Source organism: Massilia phyllostachyos, from assembly GCF_021044825.1.
Taxonomy (GTDB): domain Bacteria; phylum Pseudomonadota; class Gammaproteobacteria; order Burkholderiales; family Burkholderiaceae_D; genus Telluria; species Telluria phyllostachyos.
In genome coordinates this window covers 180,503-202,647 of sequence record NZ_JAJNOC010000003.1, presented here as the reverse complement: position 1 = coordinate 202,647, position 22,145 = coordinate 180,503, and the positions used below count along the sequence as shown (strand labels likewise).

At 62.6% G+C, this 22,145-nt stretch carries 33 protein-coding genes and 1 tRNA gene; 3 read left to right on the top strand and 31 right to left on the bottom strand.

Annotated features, from left to right (window positions below; genetic code table 11):
- The first annotated feature begins 180 nt into the window (after positions 1-180).
- Positions 181-735: a Spy/CpxP family protein refolding chaperone gene (locus LQ564_RS11845; protein WP_231058298.1), complete on the top strand. Its 555-nt coding sequence runs from the start codon at positions 181-183 to the stop codon at positions 733-735.
- A 93-nt stretch (positions 736-828) separates the two neighbouring features.
- Here LQ564_RS11845 and dsbD read toward each other — a convergent pair whose 3' ends face one another.
- The 30 genes from dsbD to LQ564_RS11695 all read right to left on the bottom strand — a co-directional run bounded on the left by dsbD (position 829) and on the right by LQ564_RS11695 (position 17,475).
- On the bottom strand, positions 829-2,706 hold the full coding sequence (gene dsbD / locus LQ564_RS11840) for a protein-disulfide reductase DsbD (protein WP_231058297.1): 1,878 nt from the start codon (positions 2,704-2,706) through the stop codon (positions 829-831).
- Between the two features lie 128 nt (positions 2,707-2,834).
- A complete protein-coding gene (rplQ, locus tag LQ564_RS11835; RefSeq protein ID WP_005663400.1) occupies positions 2,835-3,230 on the bottom strand; it encodes a 50S ribosomal protein L17 in 396 nt (131 codons plus the stop codon).
- A gap of 120 nt (positions 3,231-3,350) precedes the next feature.
- Entirely contained in the window at positions 3,351-4,328 is a 978-nt protein-coding gene (locus LQ564_RS11830; protein ID WP_027867241.1) for a DNA-directed RNA polymerase subunit alpha, read from the bottom strand.
- 298 nt (positions 4,329-4,626) lie between these two features.
- Entirely contained in the window at positions 4,627-5,250 is a 624-nt protein-coding gene (rpsD, locus tag LQ564_RS11825) for a 30S ribosomal protein S4 (RefSeq protein WP_231058296.1), read from the bottom strand.
- Positions 5,251-5,508: 258 nt separating this feature from the next.
- Positions 5,509-5,913: a 30S ribosomal protein S11 gene (gene rpsK, locus LQ564_RS11820; protein WP_005663404.1), complete on the bottom strand. Its 405-nt coding sequence runs from the start codon at positions 5,911-5,913 to the stop codon at positions 5,509-5,511.
- A gap of 14 nt (positions 5,914-5,927) precedes the next feature.
- Entirely contained in the window at positions 5,928-6,293 is a 366-nt protein-coding gene (gene rpsM, locus LQ564_RS11815) for a 30S ribosomal protein S13 (protein WP_036208931.1), read from the bottom strand.
- Positions 6,294-6,305: 12 nt separating this feature from the next.
- Entirely contained in the window at positions 6,306-6,419 is a 114-nt protein-coding gene (gene rpmJ / locus LQ564_RS11810) for a 50S ribosomal protein L36 (RefSeq protein ID WP_005663407.1), read from the bottom strand.
- Positions 6,420-6,455: 36 nt separating this feature from the next.
- Positions 6,456-6,674 (bottom strand): translation initiation factor IF-1, encoded by a 219-nt coding sequence (gene infA, locus LQ564_RS11805; protein ID WP_005663428.1) that lies wholly within the window; start codon positions 6,672-6,674, stop codon positions 6,456-6,458.
- Positions 6,675-6,694: 20 nt separating this feature from the next.
- On the bottom strand, positions 6,695-8,029 hold the full coding sequence (secY, locus tag LQ564_RS11800; RefSeq protein ID WP_231058295.1) for a preprotein translocase subunit SecY: 1,335 nt from the start codon (positions 8,027-8,029) through the stop codon (positions 6,695-6,697).
- Between the two features lie 28 nt (positions 8,030-8,057).
- Positions 8,058-8,489: a 50S ribosomal protein L15 gene (gene rplO / locus LQ564_RS11795; RefSeq protein ID WP_231058294.1), complete on the bottom strand. Its 432-nt coding sequence runs from the start codon at positions 8,487-8,489 to the stop codon at positions 8,058-8,060.
- Positions 8,490-8,517: 28 nt separating this feature from the next.
- On the bottom strand, positions 8,518-8,697 hold the full coding sequence (rpmD, locus tag LQ564_RS11790; RefSeq protein ID WP_036246278.1) for a 50S ribosomal protein L30: 180 nt from the start codon (positions 8,695-8,697) through the stop codon (positions 8,518-8,520).
- 11 nt (positions 8,698-8,708) lie between these two features.
- Positions 8,709-9,227: a 30S ribosomal protein S5 gene (rpsE, locus tag LQ564_RS11785; protein WP_231058293.1), complete on the bottom strand. Its 519-nt coding sequence runs from the start codon at positions 9,225-9,227 to the stop codon at positions 8,709-8,711.
- A gap of 12 nt (positions 9,228-9,239) precedes the next feature.
- Entirely contained in the window at positions 9,240-9,602 is a 363-nt protein-coding gene (gene rplR, locus LQ564_RS11780; RefSeq protein WP_005663438.1) for a 50S ribosomal protein L18, read from the bottom strand.
- Positions 9,603-9,613: 11 nt separating this feature from the next.
- Positions 9,614-10,147, bottom strand: a complete 534-nt coding sequence (gene rplF / locus LQ564_RS11775) for a 50S ribosomal protein L6 (protein WP_211519059.1) — start codon at positions 10,145-10,147, stop codon at positions 9,614-9,616.
- 9 nt (positions 10,148-10,156) lie between these two features.
- Positions 10,157-10,552, bottom strand: a complete 396-nt coding sequence (gene rpsH, locus LQ564_RS11770) for a 30S ribosomal protein S8 (RefSeq protein ID WP_231058292.1) — start codon at positions 10,550-10,552, stop codon at positions 10,157-10,159.
- Positions 10,553-10,566: 14 nt separating this feature from the next.
- A complete protein-coding gene (gene rpsN, locus LQ564_RS11765) occupies positions 10,567-10,872 on the bottom strand; it encodes a 30S ribosomal protein S14 (RefSeq protein WP_231058291.1) in 306 nt (101 codons plus the stop codon).
- Positions 10,873-10,876: 4 nt separating this feature from the next.
- Positions 10,877-11,416: a 50S ribosomal protein L5 gene (rplE, locus tag LQ564_RS11760; protein WP_224946781.1), complete on the bottom strand. Its 540-nt coding sequence runs from the start codon at positions 11,414-11,416 to the stop codon at positions 10,877-10,879.
- A 5-nt stretch (positions 11,417-11,421) separates the two neighbouring features.
- Positions 11,422-11,736, bottom strand: a complete 315-nt coding sequence (gene rplX / locus LQ564_RS11755) for a 50S ribosomal protein L24 (RefSeq protein WP_027867252.1) — start codon at positions 11,734-11,736, stop codon at positions 11,422-11,424.
- A gap of 9 nt (positions 11,737-11,745) precedes the next feature.
- Positions 11,746-12,114 (bottom strand): 50S ribosomal protein L14, encoded by a 369-nt coding sequence (gene rplN / locus LQ564_RS11750; RefSeq protein ID WP_005663451.1) that lies wholly within the window; start codon positions 12,112-12,114, stop codon positions 11,746-11,748.
- Positions 12,115-12,347: 233 nt separating this feature from the next.
- A complete protein-coding gene (gene rpsQ / locus LQ564_RS11745; RefSeq protein ID WP_231058290.1) occupies positions 12,348-12,620 on the bottom strand; it encodes a 30S ribosomal protein S17 in 273 nt (90 codons plus the stop codon).
- On the bottom strand, positions 12,617-12,808 hold the full coding sequence (gene rpmC, locus LQ564_RS11740) for a 50S ribosomal protein L29 (protein ID WP_027867254.1): 192 nt from the start codon (positions 12,806-12,808) through the stop codon (positions 12,617-12,619). The genes rpsQ and rpmC overlap by 4 nt, the downstream gene beginning before the upstream one ends.
- Positions 12,809-12,820: 12 nt before the next feature.
- The gene (gene rplP, locus LQ564_RS11735; RefSeq protein ID WP_005663456.1) at positions 12,821-13,240 is read right to left on the bottom strand and encodes a 50S ribosomal protein L16; all 420 of its coding nucleotides are present in this window, start codon (positions 13,238-13,240) and stop codon (positions 12,821-12,823) included.
- 2 nt (positions 13,241-13,242) lie between these two features.
- On the bottom strand, positions 13,243-14,073 hold the full coding sequence (gene rpsC, locus LQ564_RS11730) for a 30S ribosomal protein S3 (protein ID WP_231058289.1): 831 nt from the start codon (positions 14,071-14,073) through the stop codon (positions 13,243-13,245).
- A gap of 11 nt (positions 14,074-14,084) precedes the next feature.
- Positions 14,085-14,417: a 50S ribosomal protein L22 gene (gene rplV / locus LQ564_RS11725; RefSeq protein WP_171085678.1), complete on the bottom strand. Its 333-nt coding sequence runs from the start codon at positions 14,415-14,417 to the stop codon at positions 14,085-14,087.
- Positions 14,414-14,689 (bottom strand): 30S ribosomal protein S19, encoded by a 276-nt coding sequence (gene rpsS, locus LQ564_RS11720; protein WP_005663463.1) that lies wholly within the window; start codon positions 14,687-14,689, stop codon positions 14,414-14,416. The genes rplV and rpsS overlap by 4 nt, the downstream gene beginning before the upstream one ends.
- 10 nt (positions 14,690-14,699) lie before the next feature.
- The gene (gene rplB, locus LQ564_RS11715; protein ID WP_231058288.1) at positions 14,700-15,527 is read right to left on the bottom strand and encodes a 50S ribosomal protein L2; all 828 of its coding nucleotides are present in this window, start codon (positions 15,525-15,527) and stop codon (positions 14,700-14,702) included.
- Positions 15,527-15,844, bottom strand: a complete 318-nt coding sequence (gene rplW / locus LQ564_RS11710; protein WP_020655679.1) for a 50S ribosomal protein L23 — start codon at positions 15,842-15,844, stop codon at positions 15,527-15,529. The genes rplB and rplW overlap by 1 nt, the downstream gene beginning before the upstream one ends.
- A complete protein-coding gene (gene rplD / locus LQ564_RS11705) occupies positions 15,841-16,461 on the bottom strand; it encodes a 50S ribosomal protein L4 (protein WP_231058287.1) in 621 nt (206 codons plus the stop codon). The genes rplW and rplD overlap by 4 nt, the downstream gene beginning before the upstream one ends.
- 2 nt (positions 16,462-16,463) lie before the next feature.
- A complete protein-coding gene (rplC, locus tag LQ564_RS11700; protein ID WP_231058286.1) occupies positions 16,464-17,120 on the bottom strand; it encodes a 50S ribosomal protein L3 in 657 nt (218 codons plus the stop codon).
- Positions 17,121-17,398: 278 nt separating this feature from the next.
- A tRNA-Val gene (locus LQ564_RS11695) sits at positions 17,399-17,475 on the bottom strand.
- A gap of 273 nt (positions 17,476-17,748) precedes the next feature.
- On the opposite strand from LQ564_RS11695, the gene ggpS reads away from it, so the two are divergent.
- Positions 17,749-20,046, top strand: a complete 2,298-nt coding sequence (ggpS, locus tag LQ564_RS11690) for a glucosylglycerol-phosphate synthase (RefSeq protein WP_231058285.1) — start codon at positions 17,749-17,751, stop codon at positions 20,044-20,046.
- A gap of 14 nt (positions 20,047-20,060) precedes the next feature.
- Positions 20,061-21,134 (top strand): mechanosensitive ion channel family protein, encoded by a 1,074-nt coding sequence (locus tag LQ564_RS11685; RefSeq protein WP_231058284.1) that lies wholly within the window; start codon positions 20,061-20,063, stop codon positions 21,132-21,134.
- Here LQ564_RS11685 and astA read toward each other — a convergent pair.
- Positions 21,108-22,142, bottom strand: a complete 1,035-nt coding sequence (gene astA, locus LQ564_RS11680; protein WP_231058283.1) for an arginine N-succinyltransferase — start codon at positions 22,140-22,142, stop codon at positions 21,108-21,110. The genes LQ564_RS11685 and astA overlap by 27 nt on opposite strands.
- Positions 22,143-22,145: the final 3 nt, after the last annotated feature.

The following is a 22,145-nucleotide window of genomic DNA, read 5'->3' as shown; positions in this document are numbered from 1 at the left end:
TTGGACAGCCGTTTTGTATCGGCTTGTATATGCCGCTGAGCGCGAAACATATTGATACAAAGTACCGGACAGGGGAAATCCCGCGGTTACAGTTTTTTCCGATGATGGGAACCGTGCAGCGAGCAGTCCGGATGCAAGGTGCACACCGACCGACTTCTCATTCTCACAGAGGAAACAACCATGAATACCGTCCGCAAAAACCTGGTCATCGTCCTGTCCGCACTCGGCATCGCCGGCGCCTCGCTGGGTGTCCAGGCCCAGACCGCCGCGCCCCAGGAAGGCCGCCATCCGCATGCGATGAGCAAGGAACAGCGCGAAGCGAAACGCGCCGAGTTCCGCAATTTGACGCCGGAACAGCGCCAGGCGAAGTTCGCCGAGTTCAAGGCCAAGCGCGCCGAACACCGCGCCGCCCGCCAGGCCAGGCTGGCCGACGACCTCAAGCTGACCCGCGCCCAGCAGCCCGTGTGGCAGGCTTTCGTGGCCAGCATGGCGCCGCAGCAGCAGGGTGACCGTGCCGGCCAGCGCCTGACGAAGGAGCAGCGCACCGCCCTCACCGCCCCGCAGCGCCTGGAACGCCAGATCGCCATGCAGAAGCAGCGCACCGCCCGCATGGAAGCGCGCCTGTCGGCCCTGAACAGCCTGTACGCGGCCCTCACGCCGGAACAGCGCAAGGTGTTCGACGAGCAGAAGCATGGCCGTCATCACCGCGGCGGCCACGGCATGATGCGCGGCTAATTTCAGGCTGGCTGACCGCGTGGGCAAGAAACTTGCCCACCCTGCAAAAGCGATTTTCCGTAGGGTGGGCGGTCCGCCGCCCACGCGTTCAACTCACGGCAGCTTCGCCAGAGACGCCAGGAATTTCTGCGGGTTTTGATACCCGATGACCCGACTATCGTCGATCTCTTTTCCATCCGCCCCAAAAAGGATGATCCCCGGCGGCCCGAACAGCTTGAAACGCTTGAGCATGGCCTTGTCCGCCGCATCGTTGGCCGTCACGTCCACCTGCAACAGGGTCGTATTCGCCAGCTTCGCCTGTACGTTCGGATCGACGAAGGTCAGCTTCTCCATCTCCTTGCACGACACGCACCAGTCCGCATAGAAGTCCAGCATCACCGTCTTGCCGCCCGTATTGGCCAGCTCGCGGTCAAGGTCCTCCACGGTCTTGATTCGCTTGAAGACCAGCCCCTGATGCGCGCCGCCTGTCAGGTGCGCCAGCGGAGCAAGCGCATCGCGTCCGCCCGTGGCGGCGCCGACCAGCTGGATACCGCCCAGCAAGGCAAACGCGGCGCCCGCCGCCATCGCCACCCAGTGCTTGTGCTTGCGCAGCAGGTAGAAGCCATAGCCCAGCAGCAGCGCCGCCCAGCCCAGCATCTGCACGATCGGCGGCAGCACCGGCGACACCAGCCACAGGGCCATCGCCAGCATCAGCACGCCGAACAGGCGCTTGACCGATTCCATCCAGGCGCCGGCGCGCGGCAGCAGTGTGCCGGCCGAGACGCCGACCAGCAGCAGCGGGATGCTCATCCCCACCGCCATCGAGAACAGCGCCGCGCCGCCGACGACGACGTCGCGGGTCTGACTGATGTAGACCAGGGCGCCGGCCAGCGGCGCGGCCACGCAGGGGCCGACGATCAGGGCCGAGATCGCGCCCATCGCGAACACCCCGAGCAGCTTGCCGCCGGACTGGCGGCTCGAGGCGCCGGCCAGGCGGCTTTGCAGGCTGGAAGGCAGCTGCAGCTCGTAGAAGCCGAACATCGACATCGCCATCGCCACGATCAAGAGGGCGAAGGCGCCCAGCACCCACGGGTTCTGCAGCGCGGCCGACAAGCCCTCGCCGGCCAGCCCGGCGGCGACGCCGAGCAGGGTGTAGACGATGGCCATGCCGAGCGAATAGGTCGCCGAGAGCAGGAAGCCGCGGCCACGGCTGACCTGGCCTTCGCCGACGATGATGGACGACAAAATCGGCACCATCGGCAGCACGCAGGGCGTGAAGGCCAGGCCGAGGCCGAGCAGGATGAAGGCGGGGACGATGGCGAGCAGGCGGCCGCCCTGCAGCACGGCGTCGATGCGCGACATATCGGATGGCGCGGTGGATGCCGGTTGGGGCGCTGCCGTCACTGCAGGCGCCGGCTCGGCCGCGACAGGTGCGGTTTGCGCTGCTGCGGGTGCAGTATCCATTGCCGGCTGCGAGGACAAGGGCCCGGTCGACATCTGCGGCGGATTCGCGCCCGCGCTTGCCCCGATCGGCAGCGCAGGCGCAGTCGGAGCGCCGCCACCTGCCGCCAACTGGGCGCTGTGATCCTGCGGCGGATAGCACAGGCCCGCGTCGGCGCAGCCCTGGCTGGTGGCGGTGAGCGTGAACGGCCCGCTGCCTTCCACCGGAATCCGGATCACCACCTCGCCCTTGTAGGTCTCGACGTCCTTCTGAAAGGTCTCGTCGTATTTCACCTTGCCCGGCGGGATCTCGGGCGTGCCCAGCTTCGCGCCGGCGGCGCGGAAGGCGAAGCGTTCGCGGTACATGTAGTAGCCGTCGGCGATCCCGTAGCGCACCTCGACGGTCTGCGGGTCGAGCATGCGCGCCTCGAAACGGAAGGCGATGGCGGGGTCGAGGAAGTCGTCGGCGCGGGCGCCCGGCGCGAAGCCGAGCAGGATGGCCAGGCAGGCCAGCAGCAGGCCGCTCGTGAAACGGTGAAACGAAAGGAACATGGTGTCGGATGAGTTGTTACAGCGCACCGGCATGGTACACCGGCCGCCGCCGCCCTGCTCGGCCCGGCGCCATACTGGCGAAAAAAAACCAGGCGCAAGGCCTGGTTCTTTCGAGTCGCGCGAAGCGATTACTCGGCGGTCGGTGCTTCTTCAGCCGAGGTGACTTCCGGACGGTCCAGCAGTTCGACGTAGGCCATCGGCGCATTGTCGCCCACGCGGAAACCCATTTTCAGGATGCGCAGGTAGCCGCCGTTGCGGTTGGCGTAACGCGGGCCGAGTTCGGCGAACAGCTTCTGCACCATTTCGCGATCGCGCAGGCGAGCGAATGCCAGGCGCTTGTTGGCCAGGGTGTCGGTCTTGCCCAGGGTCAGGATCGGTTCGATGACGCGACGCAGTTCCTTGGCTTTCGGCACGGTGGTCTTGATGGCTTCATGACGCAGCAGCGAGACGGTCATGTTGCGCAGCATTGCCAGGCGGTGGGACGAGGTACGGTTCAGCTTACGGAGGCCGTGACGGTGACGCATGGTACTTCCTTTCGAGTGTTTAATGTCCAGTTCTTCGATCGTTCATGCTTGCGCATGTCCGCGGACCGGTTCTAGGGGTTTAAGACTGCCCGAACGACATTGCCCGGGCAGGTACAGCAATTACTTTTCCAGACCTGCAGGCGGCCAGTTTTCCAGCTTCATGCCCAGGGTCAGGCCGCGGGAAGCCAGGACTTCCTTGATTTCGTTTAGCGACTTGCGGCCCAGGTTCGGCGTCTTGAGCAGTTCGTTTTCCGAACGCTGGATCAGGTCGCCGATGTAGTAGATGTTTTCCGCTTTCAGGCAGTTTGCCGAGCGGACGGTCAGTTCCAGGTCGTCGACCGGACGCAGCAGGATCGGATCGACCAGCGGTGCGCGCGACGGTGCTTCGGCGGCGGCTTCGGTGCCTTCCAGGGCGGCGAACACGTTCAGCTGGTCGACCAGCACGCGTGCCGACTGGCGGATCGCCTCTTCCGGGGTGATGACGCCGTTGGTCTCGATGTTGATGATCAGCTTGTCCAGGTCGGTACGCTGTTCGACACGGGCCGATTCCACGGCGTACGACACGCGGCGGACCGGCGAGAACGATGCGTCCAGGATGATGCGGCCGATGGTCTTGTTGGTGTCTTCCGACAGGCGGCGCACGTTGCCGGGAACGTAGCCGCGGCCCTTCTCGACCTTGATCTGCATGTCCAGCTTGCCGCCGGCGGTCAGGTGGGCGATCACGTGGTCCGGGTTGATCAGCTCGACGTCGTGCGGCAGGTCGATGTCCGATGCCAGGACGGCGCCTTCGCCTTCCTTCTTCAGGGTCAGGGTGACCGAATCACGGTTGTGGACCTTGAAGACCACGCCCTTCAGGTTCAGCAGCAGGTCGACGACGTCTTCCTGCACGCCGTCCAGCGACGAGTACTCGTGCACGACACCGGCGATCGTCACTTCGGTCGGCGCGTAGCCGATCATCGACGACAGCAGCACGCGACGCAGCGCATTGCCCAGGGTGTGGCCATAACCACGCTCGAACGGCTCCATCACGACTTTGGCGTGACCCGGAGCGATTGCTTCGACATCGATAATACGTGGCTTCAACAGACTGTTTTGCATGAAATGTCCTCTTCAATACCCTCGGCTCGTTACACCGATAAGGCTGATGGCATTAATAAAAGCGCCTGCTCGATGAGCAGGCGGTGATACGAATTCTAGTGAACGACGGGAAGTGAAATTCTGATCCTGTTGCGGCGCCGACCTTTGGTCGCTGCAGCCGCACACCACCGTCGTACCCGCCACTGGCGGCTCCGACTTCCGGCGCAGGCCGGAACCCAAGTTTTTCGATATGCCGGCAAACTTGGATCCCGGCCTTCGCCGGGACGACTTCGTCGCGGGGAGACCGCGACGAAGTCGATTAACGCGAGTACAGTTCGACGATCAGCGCTTCGTTGACGTCAGCAGCGATCTCGTTACGCTCCGGGAACGAACGGAAGGTGCCTTCGAACTTCTTGGCATCGACCGACACCCAGCTCGGGAAGCCGATCTGTTCAGCCAGCGACAGCGCTTCAGCGATACGCACTTGCTTCTTGGCTTTTTCACGAACAGCGATCACGTCGCCGGTCTTGACCTGGTAGGAAGCGATATTCACGACCTGGCCGTTGACGGTGAAGGCCTTGTGGCTCACCAACTGGCGTGCTTCGGCGCGGGTCGAGCCGAAGCCCATGCGGTACGCGACGTTGTCCAGGCGGGTTTCCAGCAGGCGCAGCAGGGTTTCGCCGGTGTTGCCTTTTTTACGCGATGCTTCAGCGAAGTAGCGGCGGAACTGACGCTCGAGGACGCCGTACATGCGCTTGACCTTCTGCTTTTCACGCAGCTGGTTGCCGTAGTCCGAGGTGCGGGCACCCGACTTGACGCCGTGCTGGCCTGGCTTGATGTCCAGTTTGCACTTCGAATCGAGCGAGCGGCGTGCGCTCTTCAGGAACAGGTCGGTGCCTTCACGGCGCGACAGTTTTGCTTTTGGTCCGATATAACGTGCCACGTTGAATACCTTTTAAATTGATCACGCCCCAGAGCCATGCGGCCCAGGCGCTAGTCCGCTTCTGCGAGAGAGCGGACGTGGCTTGAAAAAACGCCCGCCGTGAAAACGGCAGACGACAAGAGCCGGGCAGTATAACCCATTTTCAGGGCACTGCACCGGCCAATCTCGTAAAACACAACGGGGCGCAAGGCCCCGTCGTTGGCTTTTCGCGACGCAGGAGAGGCACGAGGCCTCCCCTACCCCCGAATCGACGCCGTATTAGATACGACGACGCTTCGGCGGACGGCAGCCGTTGTGCGGAACCGGGGTGACGTCCTGGATCTCGGTGATCTTGATGCCCAGGTTGTTCAGTGCACGCACAGCCGATTCACGGCCCGGGCCTGGGCCCTTGATGCGCACTTCCAGGTTCTTCACGCCCGATTCCTGAGCGACCTTGCCCGCGGCTTCGGCAGCAACCTGCGCTGCGAACGGGGTCGATTTGCGCGAGCCTTTGAAGCCGGCGCCGCCCGAGGTTGCCCACGACAGGGCGTTGCCCTGGCGGTCGGTGATCGTGATGATGGTGTTGTTGAAGGACGCGTGCACGTGGGCGATGCCCTCGGCGACGTTCTTCTTGACTTTCTTGCGCACGCGGGCTGCTGCTGCGCTGCTCTGTTGCTTGGCCATGGTCGGTTCCTAGATTATTTCTTCAGCGATTGAGCGGCCTTGCGCGGGCCCTTGCGGGTACGTGCATTGGTGCGGGTGCGCTGACCGCGCACTGGCAGGCCCTTACGGTGACGCATGCCGCGGTAGCAGCCCAGGTCCATCAGACGCTTGATGTTCATGGACAGTTCGCGGCGCAGGTCGCCTTCCACGACAAACTTCGCGACTTCGTCACGCAGCTTCTCGAGTTCGTTATCGTCCAGGTCCTTGACCTTTTTGTTGGTCGCGATACCGGTGGCGTCGCAGATCTTCTGCGAACGCGGACGGCCAATACCGTAGATCGCCGTCAGGCCGATAACAGTGTGCTGATGATTTGGGATGTTAACCCCTGCAATACGTGCCATTCGTTATTCCTCTTAACCTTGACGCTGCTTGTGACGCGGCTCGACGCAGATCACACGGACCACGCCCTTGCGCTTGATGATCTTGCAGTTGCGGCAGATCCGCTTGACTGAAGCGTTAACTTTCATTTTGCACTCTCTTCGGTTCGTTTACTTTAATGATTTTTACTTGGTGCGGAACACAATGCGAGCCCGGGACAGGTCGTACGGGGTCAGTTCCACCGTCACCTTGTCACCCGGGAGAATGCGGATGTAATTCATCCGCATTTTACCCGAGATATGTCCCAGAACTACGTGCCCGTTTTCCAGCTTCACGCGGAACGTTGCGTTCGGGAGATTCTCCAGAATCTCCCCCTGCATTTGGATGACGTCGTCTTTTGCCATTCGGTCTATGCCTTCCTCGCTTAACGCGACGGAATCCCACCCTTGAAATTCGCCTTGCGCAGCAGCGATTCATATTGCTGCGACATGACGTAGTTCTGCACTTGTGCCATGAAGTCCATCGTCACCACGACTACGATGAGGAGCGACGTGCCACCGAAGTAGAAAGGAACTTTCCACTGCGAGGTCAGGAACTCCGGCACCAGGCACACCAGGGTGATATAGACCGCACCGGCCAGGGTCAGGCGCATCAGGATCTTGTCGATGTAGCGGGCAGTCTGCTCGCCCGGACGGATGCCCGGAACGAATGCGCCGCTCTTCTTCAAGTTGTCCGCCGTTTCCTTGCTGTTGAATACCAGCGCGGTGTAGAAGAAGCAGAAGAACACGATCGCCACCGCATACAGTACCGCGTGAAGCGGCTCACCGTTCGCCAGCGACGCGGCCAGATCCTTGAGGAACCCGATGAAGGGGCTCGAGGAATCCTTGCCACGCGTGAACCAGTCCACGATAGTCGCCGGGAACAGGATGATCGACGAGGCGAAGATCGGCGGGATCACGCCGGCCATGTTCAGCTTCAAGGGCAGGTGGCTGGTTTGGCCACCATAGATCTTGTTGCCGACCTGACGTTTTGCGTAATTCACCAGGATCTTGCGCTGTCCGCGTTCCACGAACACGACGGCATACGTTACCGCTGCCACCAGGATCACGATGATGATCGCGGCAATGCTGCTGATCGAACCGTTCGAAACCAGGGTGACCAGGCCACCCAGGGCCGACGGCAGACCCGCTGCGATACCGGCAAAAATGATGATCGAAATACCGTTGCCAAGACCACGTTCGGTGATCTGCTCGCCCAGCCACATGAGGAACATGGTGCCGGTCAGGAGCGTCGTCACCGTGACGAAGCGGAAGCCCATGCCCGGATCGAGCACGAGGCCTGGCTGCGCTTCGAGCGCGACCGCGATGCCGAACGCCTGGAACAGTGCCAGCGCAACCGTGAAGTAACGGGTGTACTGGGTGATCTTGCGGCGGCCGGCCTCGCCCTCTTTCTTCAGCGCCTCGAGTTGCGGCGAGACGATCGATGCAAGCTGCATGATGATCGAAGCCGAAATGTAAGGCATGATGCCGAGGGCGAACACGGTAAAGCGGGACAGGGCGCCACCCGAGAACATGTTGAACATGCCCAGGATGCCGCCTTCGTTCTGCTTGAACAGCGCTGCCAGCTGCACCGGGTCAATCCCGGGGACCGGGATGTGAGCACCGATGCGGTACACGACCAATGCGCCAAGCAAAAACCACAGCCGGCCCCAGGGGAAGCCGGAAGCGGCGCTTTTACCAAGTTGTGAATTAGTCGCCAATTTTTGCTCCGATCAGGCAGGGCCGCAATTAAGCGACCGAACCGCCAGCTGCTTCGATCGCCGCTTTCGCGCCGGCAGTTGCCTTCAGGCCCTTGAGGGTCACCGCTTTGGTGATCTCGCCCGACAGGATGACGCGCACGTCGCGCGCCACCACCGGCAGGACGCCTGCTGCCTTGAGCACCAGGATGTCGATTTCGCCGACAGCCAGGTTGTTCAGGTCAGACAGGCGCACTTCAGCCTTGAACGATGCGTTCAGCGACTTGAAGCCACGCTTCGGCAGACGACGCTGCAGAGGCATCTGACCGCCTTCGAAGCCGACTTTGTGGAAGCCGCCCGAACGCGATTTCTGACCCTTGTGACCGCGGCCGGCAGTCTTGCCCAGGCCCGAGCCGATACCGCGGCCAACGCGACGCTTCGCGTGCTTGGCGCCGTCAGCTGGTTGAATGGTATTGAGTTCCATTGATTTCTCCGTACGTAAGCCCGAGGGCTTACGAAACAACTTTAACGAGGTACGCGACTTTGTTGATCATGCCACGCACGGACGGGGTGTCCTGCAGCTCGGAGACCGAGTTGACACGACGCAGACCCAGGCCGCGCACGGTGGCACGGTGATCCTGACGGGTACCGATCAGGCCCTTGACGAGCTTGACTTTGACAGTGTTTGCCATGTTTGTTCCCCTTAACCCAGGATGTCTTCGACCGACTTGCCGCGCTTGGCGGCGACGTCGGAAGCAGTGCTCATTTTCGACAGACCGTCGAGGGTCGCGCGAACCAGGTTGTACGGGTTCGACGAACCGGTCGACTTGGCGACCACGTCGGTCACGCCCATCACTTCGAAGATAGCGCGCATTGCGCCACCAGCGATGACGCCGGTACCAGGCTTGGCCGGCATCATCATGACGCGCGAGGCGCCGTGACGACCGGACACGGTGTGGTGCAGCGTACCGTTCTTGAGGGGCACCTTGATCAGGTTGCGGCGGGCTTCTTCCATCGCTTTTTGCACGCCGACCGGAACTTCCTTCGACTTGCCTTTACCCATGCCGATGCGGCCATCGCCGTCACCGACCACGGTCAGCGCTGCAAAACCCATGATACGACCACCCTTGACCACTTTGGTCACGCGGTTGATCGCGATCATTTTTTCGCGCATGCCATCATCCGGCTTGTCGCTTTGCATTTTCGCTTGCATTTTTGCCATGACGATTCTTCCTTAGAACTTCAGACCGGCTTCGCGGGCAGCTTCTGCCAGCGCTTTGACACGGCCGTGGTAACGGAAACCCGAACGGTCGAATGCGACCTCGGTGATCCCTGCTTTCAGTGCTTTTTCTGCGACGCGCTTGCCGACCAGGGCGGCAGCGGCAGCGTTGCCGCCGGCGCCGGTCTTGCCAGCCAGTTCGGCGCGGACTTCGGCTTCCAGCGTCGAAGCCGACACCAGCACCTTAGCGTCCGGGCTGATCAGGTTCGCATAGATGTGCAGGTTGGTGCGGTGAACCGACAGGCGGTTCACGCCCAGCTGGGCGATCTTGATGCGGGTTTGACGTCCGCGACGCAGACGCGATTGTTTCTTGTCCATGTCAGCTCCGATTATTTCTTCTTGGTTTCTTTAAGCTTCACCACTTCGTCCGAATAACGGACACCCTTGCCCTTGTAAGGCTCAGGCGAGCGGTAAGCGCGCACTTCAGCGGCGACCTGGCCGACCTTCTGGCGATCGATACCCTTGATCAGGATTTCGGTCGGGGTCGGGGTCACGGCGGTGACGCCTTCCGGCATCGCGTGCAGCACCGGGTGCGAGAAGCCCAGCGACAGGTTCAGGGCGTTGCCCTGCACAGCTGCCTTGTAGCCCACGCCCACCAGGTTCAGCTTCTTCTCGAAGCCCTTGGTGACGCCGGTAACCATGTTGTTGACCAGGGCGCGCAGGGTGCCCGACATGGCGTTCGATTCACGCGAATCGTCCACCACGTCGAAAGTCAGCGTGCCGTTGTTGTTTTCCACTTTGACCAGGCCGTTCAGCGGCTGGGTCAGGGTGCCGAGCGGGCCCTTGACGGTGATCGACGACGCGTTGATCGCGACATCGGTACCTGCCGGGACGGCGATTGGCATCTTAGCTACTCGAGACATGTCTACTCCTTAAGCCACGTAGCACAGCACTTCGCCACCGATGCCGGTAGCACGTGCCTTGCGGTCGGTCATCACGCCTTGCGGGGTCGAGACGATTGCCACGCCCAGGCCATTCATGACCGACGGGATGTCATCCTTGCCCTTGTAGACGCGCAGGCCAGGACGGGACACGCGCTCGATGCGCTCGATGACCGGACGGCCGGTGTAATACTTCAAACCGATTTTCAGTTCCGCCTTGCCACCTTCGGTGGTCACTGCGAAATCTTCGATGTAACCCTCGTCCTTCAGGACGTTGGCAATGGCAACCTTGACTTTCGACGACGGCATTGCGACCGAGGTTTTTTGGACAGTTTGTGCGTTGCGAATGCGGGTCAGCATATCGGCGATAGGATCGCTCATACTCATTGCTTATTCTCCTATTACCAGCTGGCTTTGGTCATACCCGGGATTTCGCCTTTCATGGCGAATTCGCGGACTTTGGTACGGGCCAGACCGAATTTACGGAAGGTGCCACGTGGGCGGCCGGTCATGGCGCAGCGGTTACGCTGGCGGGTCGGTGCGGAATTACGCGGCAGGGCCTGCAGTTTCAGGCGCGCATCGTAACGCTCTTCTTCCGACTTCGACTGGTCGTCGATGATTGCTTTCAGAGCGGCACGCTTCGGAGCGAATTTCGCCACCAGGTCTGCACGCTTCTTTTCGCGGTTAATCAGTGCAAGTTTTGCCATGCTCTTAGTTCCTGAACGGGAATTTGAAGGCGGCGAGCAGCGCTTTGGCTTCTTCGTCGGTCTTAGCGGTGGTGGTGATCGAGATGTTCATGCCACGCAGCGCGTCGATCTTGTCGTAGTCGATTTCAGGGAAGATGATCTGTTCCTTGACGCCGATGTTGTAGTTGCCACGACCGTCGAACGATTTGCCATTCACACCGCGGAAGTCACGCACGCGCGGCAGCGCCACGGTGATGAAGCGGTCCAGGAATTCGTACATGCGGTTGCCGCGCAGGGTCACCATGGTGCCGATCGGGTAGCCTTCGCGGATCTTGAAACCTGCGATTGCCTTGCGGGCCTTGGTGACGACCGGCTTCTGGCCGGCGATCTTGGTCAGGTCACCGGTAGCGTGCTCGATGATCTTCTTGTCGGCGACTGCTTCCGACAGACCCATGTTCAGGGTGATCTTGGTCAGGCGCGGGACTTCCATGATCGACTTGTAACCGAATTTCTCGGTCAGCTCGGCGACGACTTTGTCTTTGTAAATTTGTTGGAGACGGGCCATTTATCTTACCCCTTCACTACTTCGCCGTTCGACTTGAAGACGCGGACTTTTTTGCCGTCCTGGTCTTTGAAGCCAACGCGATCTGCCTTGCCGGTCGCAGCATTAAACAGCGCGACGTTCGACACGTGAATCGGCATAGTCTTGTCGACGATACCACCAGTAACACCGGTCATCGGGTTCGGCTTGGTCGCTTTCTTAGCGACGTTGACGCCTTCAACGATGACGTGCTCAGCGTCTACACGCTTCTGAACGACGCCACGCTTGCCCTTGTCCTTACCGGCCAGAACGATGACTTCGTCGTTTTTACGAATTTTATCCATGTCGATTCCTTACAGAACTTCAGGTGCCAGCGACACGATCTTCATGAACTTCTCGGTACGCAGTTCGCGCGTGACCGGTCCGAAGATACGGGTGCCGATCGGCTCCAGCTTGGCGTTCAGCAGAACGGCGGCGTTGCCGTCGAACTTGACCAGGGAACCGTCCTGGCGGCGCACACCCTTGGCGGTGCGCACGACCACGGCGTTGTAAATTTCGCCCTTCTTGACGCGGCCACGCGGCGCAGCCACCTTGACGGTGACCTTGATGATGTCGCCAATGCTCGCATAACGGCGCTTCGAGCCGCCCAACACCTTGATGCACAGAACTTCCTTGGCACCGGTGTTGTCGGCTACTTCGAGCCGGCTTTCGGTTTGAATCATAGTATTTTCTTTCCCAACTTAAGCCGTAGTAAACCCCACGGAAACCGTGGGCCTGCGGTCAGTCTTGGTCCCGCCGTGCCGCCCCTGCTGGAGCTTCACGATTGGGTGATTGGACTTTCCAATATAACTTTCGTTACAGGCCGCTGATCCGCGGGTACAAACTGCGGCGACACATGAACGAAGCCCGCTAGTATCACAGATACCAGCGGGCCACGCAAGACAAATTTTAAGGCTTAGATGACCTGTGCTTCTTGCACAACACGGGTCACGGTCCAGGCCTTCGTCTTCGAGATCGGGCGACCTTCCGTGATCTCGACCGTATCACCGGTCTTGACCTGGTTGGACTCGTCGTGCGCGTGATACTTGTTCGAACGCACGATGATCTTGCCGTACAGCGGGTGCTTCACGTGACGCTCGATCAGGACGGTCACCGTCTTGTCCATTTTGTCGGACACGACCTTGCCGACCAGCGTACGCTTCAGCGCCGTTTTAGTGGTGTCGTTCATTTGGCTTCCTTCGAGTTCATCACAGTCTTCACACGCGCGATGTCGCGACGTACTTTCTTGAGCTGCGCGGTGTTGCCCAGCTGCTGGGTAGCGATTTGCATGCGCAGGCCGAACTGGGCCTTCAGCAGCTCATTCAGCTCCTTTTGCAGCGCTTCCTGGTCCTTGCCGCGGAGTTCCGATGCTTTCATATTCAACTCCTGTTATTGGCCGACTTGACGGACCACGAAGGTGGTCGCCAGCGGCAGTTTGGCAGCGGCCAGGCGGAACGCTTCGCGCGCCAGTTCTTCTGCGACGCCATCCATCTCGTACAGGACCTTGCCTGGCTGGATTTCAGCGACGTAGTACTCCGGGTTACCCTTACCGTTACCCATACGGACTTCGGCCGGCTTGTTCGAAATCGGCTTGTCCGGGAAGATACGGATCCAGATACGGCCGCCACGCTTGATGTGACGGGTCATTGCGCGACGCGCCGCTTCGATCTGGCGTGCGGTGATACGGCCGCGGGCAACTGCCTTCAGGCCGAACTCGCCGAACGAGACCGCGGTGCCGCGGGTGTGCGAAATGCCGGTGTTGCGGCCTTTCTGCTCTTTACGATACTTCCTGCGCGATGGTTGCAGCATGCTTATTCTCCTGCTTTCTCAGCTGGCGCAGCGGCGGCCGGAGCGGCAGGCTTGACAGCCGGACGTGCACGGACGGTAGGTGCTGCATTGCCAGGACGGCCGGCGCCGGCCGGGCGTGGGCCGCGCGACGGCTTGCCGTCGTCGCGACGCGGGCCGCGTGGCTTCTTCTCATCCGGCGGGGTGTCGATGACCGGGGCTTCGCCGGTGACCGAACGGTCGCCCTTGTAGACCCAGACCTTGACGCCGATGATGCCGTAGGTGGTCGATGCTTCGCTGGTGCCGTAGTCGATATCGGCGCGCAGGGTGTGCAGAGGCACACGGCCTTCGCGGTACCATTCGGTACGTGCGATTTCGATGCCGTTCAGGCGGCCCGACGACATGATCTTGATGCCGACAGCGCCCAGGCGCATGGCGTTCTGCATCGCGCGCTTCATGGCGCGGCGGAACATGATGCGCTTTTCGAGCTGCTGCGAGATCGAGTCGGCGATCAGCTGCGAATCGATTTCCGGCTTGCGGATCTCTTCGATATTGACGTGCACGGGCACGCCCATGATCTTCGCCAGCGAAGTCTTCAGGACTTCGATGTCTTCGCCTTTCTTGCCGATCACGACGCCCGGACGCGACGAGTAGATCGTGAAGCGTGCGTTCTTGGCAGGACGCTCGATGACGATGCGGCCGACCGAAGCGTTCTTCAGCTTCTTCTTCAGGAAAGCGCGAGCTTCCAGGTCTTCCTTCAGCATGTCGGCGAAGTTGCCGTTGCCAGCGTACCAGCGCGACGCCCAGTTACGGGTGACCGCCAGGCGGAAGCCGGTTGGGTGGATTTTCTGACCCATCGTGTGACCCCTTAGTTACCGACAGTCACGTAGATGTGACAGGATTGTTTCGAAATACGATCGCCGCGGCCCTTCGCACGTGCGGTGAAGCGCTTCAGGATCGGACCCTTTTCGACGTAGATCTGCACGACCTTCAGTTCGTCGATGTCGGCGCCATCGTTGTGTTCCGCGTTGGCGATTGCCGACTCGAGAACCTTCTTGATGATGGTCGCGCCCTTTTTCGGGCTGAACTGCAGAATGTTGAGTGCTGCGTCAACTTTCTTGCCGCGGATCAGGTCAGCGACGAGGCGGCCCTTTTGTTCCGACAGGCGAACGCCTTTGAGGATTGCTTTAGTTTCCATTATCGTTTCGCCTTCTTGTCAGCAGCGTGGCCCTTGAACGTACGGGTCAGCGCGAATTCGCCGAGCTTGTGGCCGACCATGTTCTCCGAGACGTACACCGGGACGTGGACCTTGCCGTTGTGCACGGCGATGGTCAGACCGATGAAGTCAGGAGTGATCGTCGAGCGGCGCGACCAGGTTTTGACTGGCTTCTTGTCTTTGGTCGCTTGCGCGGCTTCGACTTTTTTCACCAGGTGGGCGTCAATGAACGGCCCTTTTTTCAATGAACGAGTCATGTTTTATCCCTTATTTCTTGCCGCGGCGCGAGACGATCATCGACGAAGTGCGCTTGTTCGAACGCGTCTTCTTGCCCTTGGTCTGCTGGCCCCATGGCGACACCGGGTGACGACCCGCTGCCGTACGGCCTTCACCACCACCGTGCGGGTGGTCGATCGGGTTCATGACGACACCGCGGACGGTCGGACGCACACCGCGCCAACGCATCGCACCGGCTTTACCGATCTTGCGCAGGCTGTGCTCGGCGTTGCCGACTTCACCCACGGTTGCACGGCACTCGATGTGCACGCGGCGGACTTCACCCGAGCGCAGGCGGACCTGGGCGTAGGTGCCTTCGCGGGCCATCAGGACGACAGCGGCGCCGGCGGTGCGGGCCATCTGTGCGCCTTTGCCAGGCAGCATTTCGACGCAGTGCATCACGGTACCGACCGGGATGTTGCGGATCGGCAGGCAGTTACCGGCCTTGATCGGTGCTTCCGAACCGTTCATCAGCGTATCGCCGACAGCGACGCCCTTCGGAGCGATGATGTACGCACGGTGACCGTCGGCGTAGCACAGCAGAGCGATGTGCGCGGTACGGTTCGGGTCGTATTCGATACGCTCGACCTTGGCAGGGATGCCGTCCTTGTTGCGCTTGAAGTCAACCAGGCGGTAGTGCTGCTTGTGACCACCGCCGATGTGGCGGGTGGTGATGTGGCCGTTGTTGTTACGGCCGGCGGTCTTCGATTTCTTTTCCAACAGCGCTGCGAACGGACGGCCCTTGTACAGGCCTTCGGTCACAACTTTCACCATGCCGCGGCGGCCTGGGGAGGTTGGCTTCATCTTAACGAGTGCCATTATTTAGCCTCCTCGACAAAATTGATTTCCTGGCCTGGCTTCAGGCACACGAAAGCACGCTTGGTGTGGTTGCGGCGACCGGTGAAACGGCCCGAACGCTTCTGTTTGCCTTCGCGGTTCACGGTTTGCACCGATTCCACTTCGACCTTGAACAGCAGTTCGACGGCAGCCTTGATTTCCGGCTTGGTCGCATCCGGCAGAACCTTGAACACGATCTGTTCGTTCTTTTCGGCGACGAAAGTCGCCTTTTCGGAAATGACCGGAGCCAGCAGCACCTTCATCAGGCGCTCTTCGCTGAATTTGATTGCGGCGCTCATGCGTACATCTCCTCGATCTTGGCCAGTGCAGCTTTGGTGACCAGGACTTTTTTGTAGAACACCAGCGACATCGGGTCAGCTGCCTTCGGCTCGACGACGAGCACGTGCGGCAGGTTGCGCGACGCCAGTTCCAGGTTTTCATCGATGGTGTCGGTGATCACCAGGACCGATTCCAGGCCCATGCTCTGCAGCTTTTGCGACAGCAGCTTGGTCTTCGGAGCTTCGATCGACAGGTTTTCGACAACGCTCAGACGGCCTTCGCGGGCCAGCTGCGAGAAGATCGAGCAGATACCTGCGCGGAACATCTTCTTGTTGACCTTGTGCGAGAAGTTCTCGTCCGGGGTGTTCGGGAAGATGCGACCACCGCCGCGCCACAGAGGCGACGACGACATACCAGCACGAGCGCGGCCGGTGCCCTTCTGGCGCCATGGCTTCTTGGTGGTGTGGTGGACTTCTTCACGATCCTTCTGCTTGCGGTTGCCGCTGCGCGCGTTGGCGGCGTAGGCGACCACGATCTGGTGGATCAGGGCTTCGTTGTATTCGCGGCCGAACACGGTGTCGGCAGCTGCAACGCCGGCGCCAGCTTGACCTTGCTCATTCAGGAGCTGGAGTTCCATGCTTAGGCTCCTTTCTTGGCTTTGGTTTTGACAGCCGGCTTGACGATCACCTGGCCGTTCTTGGCGCCAGGAACGGCACCTTTCACGAGCAGCAGTTGACGGTCAGCGTCGATGCGGGCGATTTCCAGGTTCTGGGTGGTGACGGTAACGTCGCCCATGTGACCGGTCATGCGCTTGCCCGGGAACACGCGGCCCGGATCCTGCGCCATACCGATGGAGCCAGGAACGTTGTGCGAACGCGAGTTACCGTGGGTCTGGCGACCCGAGGCGAAGTTGTGACGCTTGATGGTACCGGCGTAGCCCTTACCGATCGAGGTGCCTTGCACGTCGATTTTCTGGCCCACTTCGAACATCGATGCATCGATGGTGTCGCCGGCTTTGAGTTCGGCGGCTTTGGCGGAATCGATCAGGAATTCACGCAGCAGGGTGCCGGCTTCGACGCCAGCTTTGGCGTAGTGACCAGCAGCGGCCTTGTTCACGCGGGAAGCGCGACGCTGGCCGAAGACGACTTGCACCGCAGTGTAGCCATCAGTTTCAGGGGTTTTGACTTGCGCAACACGGTTGTTGGACACGTCCAGCACGGTGACAGGGATCGAATCGCCGTCATCCGTGAAGATACGCATCATGCCAACCTTGCGACCGAGGAGGCCCAGGCTCATTTTTTCTCCATTCCCACCTACGATTGGGCGGGGCTAATTAGTACTACTAAAAAAGTACGGACATAAAAAGACGCGTCCATACCGAAGCCGGCTAGTATAACGTGCAAACGGCAACGACGCAACAGGGTTTTCGAGGTGTACTCGGCCTGTTGCGTTTTACGCAGTATCCTGGAGAAGAGCGAGGAATCCGGCCTGGCTGGCCGGCACAGAAAAGGCACACCGCTGCGCCTTTTCTCTGCAGGCTACAACCATTGCTGGGAGCCTGCGATCTGGAAGTCTGGTGGGCGGTGCAGGATTCGAACCTGCGACCCCTTGGATGTCGACCAAGTATTCTAACCAGCTGAACTAACCGCCCGGGGAGCCGCATTATACGTAGCCCCTCAGCAGTTTTGCAATAGCTTTTTTCAACGGCCCCGCAATCGGATCAAGGGTTGTCGATGCCGCCACGAAATGCTATTGTACAAATGTAATTTACAAAAAACCTCGTACTCCCCCTTCGCCGGCAGATCCCCGCTGCGTCCCGCGCAGCGCCTGCCTTTATTCCGCATGTGCGCCTCCCGGCCCGTCCCGCATGCCCGACCCGGTCCGCCGCCATCCGCGCGCGGACGCATCGTTACAAGGATGATTCATGACCGTCATATCCCGCCCCCTCGACCCAACCCGCCTCGTGCTGGCAACCGACCTCGACGGTACGCTGCTGGCCGGCACCCATGAGGCGCGCCGGCGCGTGCGCGACCTGTTCGCCGCCCTTCCCGCTGCCGGCGGCGCCCGTCCCACCCTGGTATTCGTCACCGGACGCGGCCTCGAGACCGTCATGCCCCTGCTGAGCGACCCGACCATCCCCACGCCCGACTACATCATCGCCGACGTCGGCGCGACGGTGGTCGACCGCGAGCTGCGCCCGGTCGAGCCGATCCAGCACGAACTGACCGCCCACTGGCCCGGCAGCCAGGCGGTCCTGAAGGCGCTGCAGCCATTCCCGCAGCTGGTGCGCCAGAGCGTGCCGCAGGAACGGCGCTGTTCCTTCCTCGCTACCGAGGACGCGATCACGCCGGCGCTGCAGGCGGCGGTGGAAGCCCTCGACTGCGAGCTGCTGTTCTCGGCCGGACGCTACCTCGACGTGCTGCCGCGCGGCGTCGGCAAGGGCGCCGCGCTGCGCCGCCTGGTCCTGGCGGCCGGCTTCGATCCGGCCAGCGTGGTGGTGGCGGGCGACACCCTGAACGACCTGTCGATGTTCGAAGCGGGTTTCCGCGGCGTGGCCGTGGGCGGCTCCGAGCCGGCCCTGGTCGAGCGCGTGCGCAAGAATCCGCGCGTGCACGTGGCGACGCAGGAGGGCTGCGGCGGCATCCTGGAAGGACTGGCGCGCCACGGCATGGCGCTCGGCGAGCCGGCGCCGCAAGAAACGGCCCAGCCCTTCGGGGACGCCGAACTGGTGATGGTCTACCACCGCCTGCCCTACGACGAGCTGGTGGTCGACGGCATCACCCTGCAGCGCCGCCCGAAGAGCCCGAACGGCATCATGCCGACCCTGCTCAACTTCTTCGCCGGCGGACGCAAGGGTTCCTGGGTCGCCTGGTCGCAGCAGGACAGCCGCGCCCCAGGCGGCTTCCAGACCCACGTCGCGGTCGACGCCGCACGCTACCCGCAGCTGCAGGCGGCGCGCATCGCGCTCACCGCGGAAGACATCGACCTGTTCTATAAAAAGTTCTCGAAAGAGGCATTCTGGCCGATCATCTTCTCCTTCCCCGACAAGGCCGAGTTCCACCAGGCCCACTGGGAGCGCTTCCTGGAAGTGAACCGCCTGTTCGCCGAGCAGACCGCGCGCGAGGCGGCCCATGGCGCCACCGCCTGGATCCACGACTACAACCTGTGGATGGTGCCGGCCTTCCTGCGCCCGCTGCGCCCGGACCTGACGATCGCCTTCTTCCACCACACCGCCTTCCCCTCGAGCGACGTGTTCAACATCCTGCCGTGGCGGCGCGACATCATCGGCAGCCTGCTGCAGTGCGACTACGTGGGCTTCCACATTCCGCGCTACGTCGAGAACTTCGTCGACGCGGTGCGCTCCTTCGCGCCGGTCGAGGTGGCGGGCAGCGTGCCCTGCGCGCCGCGTTTCCTGACCTATGGCTGCGCGCTCGGGGTCGACCGATTGAATACCGCCATCGAAGTGGGCGGGCGACGCGTTGCGCTGGGCGCGCATCCGGTCGGTACCGACGTCGGCCTGATCCACTCCCTGGTGCAGGGTGAGACCGTCCAGCACCAGCTGGCCGAACTCGATGGCTATCTGAACGGCCGCACCGGCATCGTCTCGATCGAGCGTCTCGACTACGTCAAGGGCTCGCTCGAGAAGCTGGAAGCCTTCGAGCGCATGCTCGAGCGCCATCCCGAACTGCTGGGCAAGGTCACCCTGCTGAACATCGTCACCCCGGCCGCCAGCGGCATGGAGATCTACGACAGCCTGCGCGAGGAACTCGACCGCGCAGTCGGCCGCATCAACGGCCGCTTTTCCACCCTCGGCTGGGTCCCGGTGCGCTACTTCTACCGCTCCCTGCCTTTCGAGGACGTGGTGGCCCACTACGCCGCATGCGGCATCGCCTGGATCACGCCGCTGCGCGACGGCCTGAACCTGGTGGCCAAGGAATACGTCGCCGCGCGCCAGGCCGTGGGCCGACCCGGGGTGCTGGTGCTGTCCGAGTTCGCCGGCGCCGCCGTCGAACTGCACGGGGCGCTGCTGGTGAACCCGTATGATGCCAACGCCATGAGCGAGACCCTGTACCAGGCCCTCACCATGGGCGCCGACGAAGTCGCCTACCGCGCCGCGCGCCTCGGCATGATCGTCGAAGAGCACGACGTGGCGCGCTGGGGCGAAGGCTTCCTGGCGGCGCTGGCGCCCGCCGCGGCCATCGACGAACGCCCGGCGGCATGACGGGAGGGCTGCACATGCATACCGTCTTCCTCGGCAATCCGCTGTCCGACTGGCTGGTGGCGCTGGTGGCCGTCGCCGTGGTCGCGGCCGGCCTGGACGCCATCAAGGCCATCCTGCTGCGCCGCCTGTCGCGCCTGGTCATGGCCGATCCCGGCAATGCGCGCGTCGCCGGGGCGGCCGTCGCGGCCCTGTCGCGCACCCACCTGGCGGTGCTGGTGCTGGTCGGCCTGTACGCGGGCGCCGCCCTGCTCGTCCTGCCCGAGCACACCCGGCTGGTGCTGAGCCGCATCGCCGTCGTCGCCGTGCTGGTGCAGTGCGCGGTCTGGGGCGACCATGCGGTACGCGCCTGGCTGGCCGGGACCCGCGCACGCCAGGCGGAAGATCCCGATCGCGTGACCTCGGCCGCCGCCATCGCCTTCCTGCTGCGGGTGGCCCTGTGGGCGGTGCTGGCGCTGATGATCCTCGATAACCTGGGCGTCAACATCACCACCCTGGTGGCCAGCCTCGGGATCGGCGGTATCGCCATCGCGCTGGCGGTGCAGAGCATCCTGGGCGACCTGTTCGCCTCGCTCTCCATCGTGCTCGACAAACCCTTCGTGGTGGGCGACTTCATCATCGTCGACACCATGCTCGGCACGGTGGAGCGGATCGGCCTGAAGACCACCCGGGTGCGCAGCCTGGGCGGCGAGCAGATCGTGTTCTCGAACGCCGACCTGCTCAAGAGCCGGATCCAGAACCTGCGCCGCATGGAAGCGCGGCGCGTGGTGTTCCGCTTCGACGTCACCTACGCCACGCCGGAGCCGGTCCTGCGCGAGCTGCCCACCCTGGTGGAAGGCATCGTCACCGCCCAGCCGCAGGTACGCTTCGACCGCGCCCACCTGGCTTCGCTGGCGGCGCCCGGCTACACCTTCGAAACCGTGTACTACGTCGACAGCGCCGACTACCGGGTCTTCATGGACACGCAGCAGGAAATCTACCTGCGCATCGTGGCGATGCTGGAACAGCGCGACGTGCGCCTGGCGCTGCCGGCGCAGGCCATCCACCTGGCGGAGGAATCCGCTTCAGTGGCGCTGCGGCAGGCCGCCTGAGGACAAGGGCATCAGGCGCAGCGGCGTCCCGGCGTTGCAGCCCAGCGCATCCAGCGCCGCCTGCGGCAGCGTCGGAATCGGCGCGTCCGGGTCGGTGTCGGCGACCACCACGCGGAAAGCGTGGCGCCCGGTAGAAGCGACCAGGGTCGGCACGGCGGCTTGCGGCGTGCCGGCGCGCGCCGGCGCCAGGCGGCTCTCGCGCAGGGCGCGCAGGTCGTGCAGCTTGGCCTGCAGGACCGGGCCGCCGTCGAAGATGTCGATGTAACCGTCGAAATGCAGGCCTTCCTGCTCGAGCAGGCGGCGCGCCGGCGCCGTGTCGACGTGGGTGCGGCCGATCGCCGCGCGCGCATCTTCCCCCAGCAGGTGGGTGTAGAGGGGCAGGCGCGGCACCAGGTGCTCGATGAACAGGCGGTCGCCCTTGCCGCACAAGTCGTCGGCTTCGTGGAAATCCATGTGGAAGAAGGGCCGCCCCACCGCTTCCCAGAACGGCGAGGCGCCATGTTCGTCCTGGAAGCCGCGCATCTCGGCGAACACCTTGGCGCCGAACAGCTGCGGGAACTGGGCCATGAACAGCAGCCGTCCCTTCGACAGCAGGCGGCCGTTGCTGCCCTTGCGGTACTCCGGGCGCAGGTAGAGCGAGCACAGTTCGGAGGCGCCGGACAGGTCGTGGCTCAGGTGCAGCGACTGCACCCGGTTGACCAGCCCGGTGGTGGGGCTGGCGTGCACGCTGGTGGCGATCCGGTAGTTGTAGAAGGCTTCCTTGACCCCGACCGCGGCCTTGATGGCCGAGACGCCGCATACCCGACCGCTATCCAGGTCTTCGAGCACGAACAGGTAGTCGGCATCTTCCGGCGCGGCCTCGCCGGCGAAGGAGTCGGCGGCCAGGGCCAGGCGCTCGCGCAGCGCCGCGCGGTCGGCCTTCAGGGTCGTCATGCCCGGCCCGATCCCCTGCGCCATCTCGAACACGGCGTCCAGGTCGGCCTCCAGGGCGTTGCGCAGGACAAGCATGGT

Bases quoted from the DNA above. Each gene is read 5' to 3' on its own strand.
- LQ564_RS11845 (WP_231058298.1), top strand. From the start codon at position 181: ATGAATACCGTCCGCAAAAACCTGGTCATCGTCCTGTCCGCACTCGGC.
- dsbD (WP_231058297.1), bottom strand. From the start codon at position 2,706: ATGTTCCTTTCGTTTCACCGTTTCACGAGCGGCCTGCTGCTGGCCTGC.
- rplQ (WP_005663400.1), bottom strand. From the start codon at position 3,230: ATGCGTCACCGTCACGGCCTCCGTAAGCTGAACCGTACCTCGTCCCAC.
- LQ564_RS11830 (WP_027867241.1), bottom strand. From the start codon at position 4,328: ATGCAAAACAGTCTGTTGAAGCCACGTATTATCGATGTCGAAGCAATC.
- rpsK (WP_005663404.1), bottom strand. From the start codon at position 5,913: ATGGCCAAGCAACAGAGCAGCGCAGCAGCAGCCCGCGTGCGCAAGAAA.
- rpsM (WP_036208931.1), bottom strand. From the start codon at position 6,293: ATGGCACGTATTGCAGGGGTTAACATCCCAAATCATCAGCACACTGTT.
- rpmJ (WP_005663407.1), bottom strand. From the start codon at position 6,419: ATGAAAGTTAACGCTTCAGTCAAGCGGATCTGCCGCAACTGCAAGATC.
- infA (WP_005663428.1), bottom strand. From the start codon at position 6,674: ATGGCAAAAGACGACGTCATCCAAATGCAGGGGGAGATTCTGGAGAAT.
- rplO (WP_231058294.1), bottom strand. From the start codon at position 8,489: ATGGAACTCAATACCATTCAACCAGCTGACGGCGCCAAGCACGCGAAG.
- rpmD (WP_036246278.1), bottom strand. From the start codon at position 8,697: ATGGCAAACACTGTCAAAGTCAAGCTCGTCAAGGGCCTGATCGGTACC.
- rpsE (WP_231058293.1), bottom strand. From the start codon at position 9,227: ATGGCAAAAATGCAAGCGAAAATGCAAAGCGACAAGCCGGATGATGGC.
- rplR (WP_005663438.1), bottom strand. From the start codon at position 9,602: ATGGACAAGAAACAATCGCGTCTGCGTCGCGGACGTCAAACCCGCATC.
- rplF (WP_211519059.1), bottom strand. From the start codon at position 10,147: ATGTCTCGAGTAGCTAAGATGCCAATCGCCGTCCCGGCAGGTACCGAT.
- rpsH (WP_231058292.1), bottom strand. From the start codon at position 10,552: ATGAGTATGAGCGATCCTATCGCCGATATGCTGACCCGCATTCGCAAC.
- rpsN (WP_231058291.1), bottom strand. From the start codon at position 10,872: ATGGCAAAACTTGCACTGATTAACCGCGAAAAGAAGCGTGCAGACCTG.
- rplE (WP_224946781.1), bottom strand. From the start codon at position 11,416: ATGGCCCGTCTCCAACAAATTTACAAAGACAAAGTCGTCGCCGAGCTG.
- rplX (WP_027867252.1), bottom strand. From the start codon at position 11,736: ATGGATAAAATTCGTAAAAACGACGAAGTCATCGTTCTGGCCGGTAAG.
- rplN (WP_005663451.1), bottom strand. From the start codon at position 12,114: ATGATTCAAACCGAAAGCCGGCTCGAAGTAGCCGACAACACCGGTGCC.
- rpsQ (WP_231058290.1), bottom strand. From the start codon at position 12,620: ATGAACGACACCACTAAAACGGCGCTGAAGCGTACGCTGGTCGGCAAG.
- rpmC (WP_027867254.1), bottom strand. From the start codon at position 12,808: ATGAAAGCATCGGAACTCCGCGGCAAGGACCAGGAAGCGCTGCAAAAG.
- rplP (WP_005663456.1), bottom strand. From the start codon at position 13,240: ATGCTGCAACCATCGCGCAGGAAGTATCGTAAAGAGCAGAAAGGCCGC.
- rpsC (WP_231058289.1), bottom strand. From the start codon at position 14,073: ATGGGTCAGAAAATCCACCCAACCGGCTTCCGCCTGGCGGTCACCCGT.
- rpsS (WP_005663463.1), bottom strand. From the start codon at position 14,689: ATGACTCGTTCATTGAAAAAAGGGCCGTTCATTGACGCCCACCTGGTG.
- rplB (WP_231058288.1), bottom strand. From the start codon at position 15,527: ATGGCACTCGTTAAGATGAAGCCAACCTCCCCAGGCCGCCGCGGCATG.
- rplW (WP_020655679.1), bottom strand. From the start codon at position 15,844: ATGAGCGCCGCAATCAAATTCAGCGAAGAGCGCCTGATGAAGGTGCTG.
- rplD (WP_231058287.1), bottom strand. From the start codon at position 16,461: ATGGAACTCCAGCTCCTGAATGAGCAAGGTCAAGCTGGCGCCGGCGTT.
- rplC (WP_231058286.1), bottom strand. From the start codon at position 17,120: ATGAGCCTGGGCCTCCTCGGTCGCAAGGTTGGCATGATGCGTATCTTC.
- ggpS (WP_231058285.1), top strand. From the start codon at position 17,749: ATGACCGTCATATCCCGCCCCCTCGACCCAACCCGCCTCGTGCTGGCA.
- LQ564_RS11685 (WP_231058284.1), top strand. From the start codon at position 20,061: ATGCATACCGTCTTCCTCGGCAATCCGCTGTCCGACTGGCTGGTGGCG.
- astA (WP_231058283.1), bottom strand. From the start codon at position 22,142: ATGCTTGTCCTGCGCAACGCCCTGGAGGCCGACCTGGACGCCGTGTTC.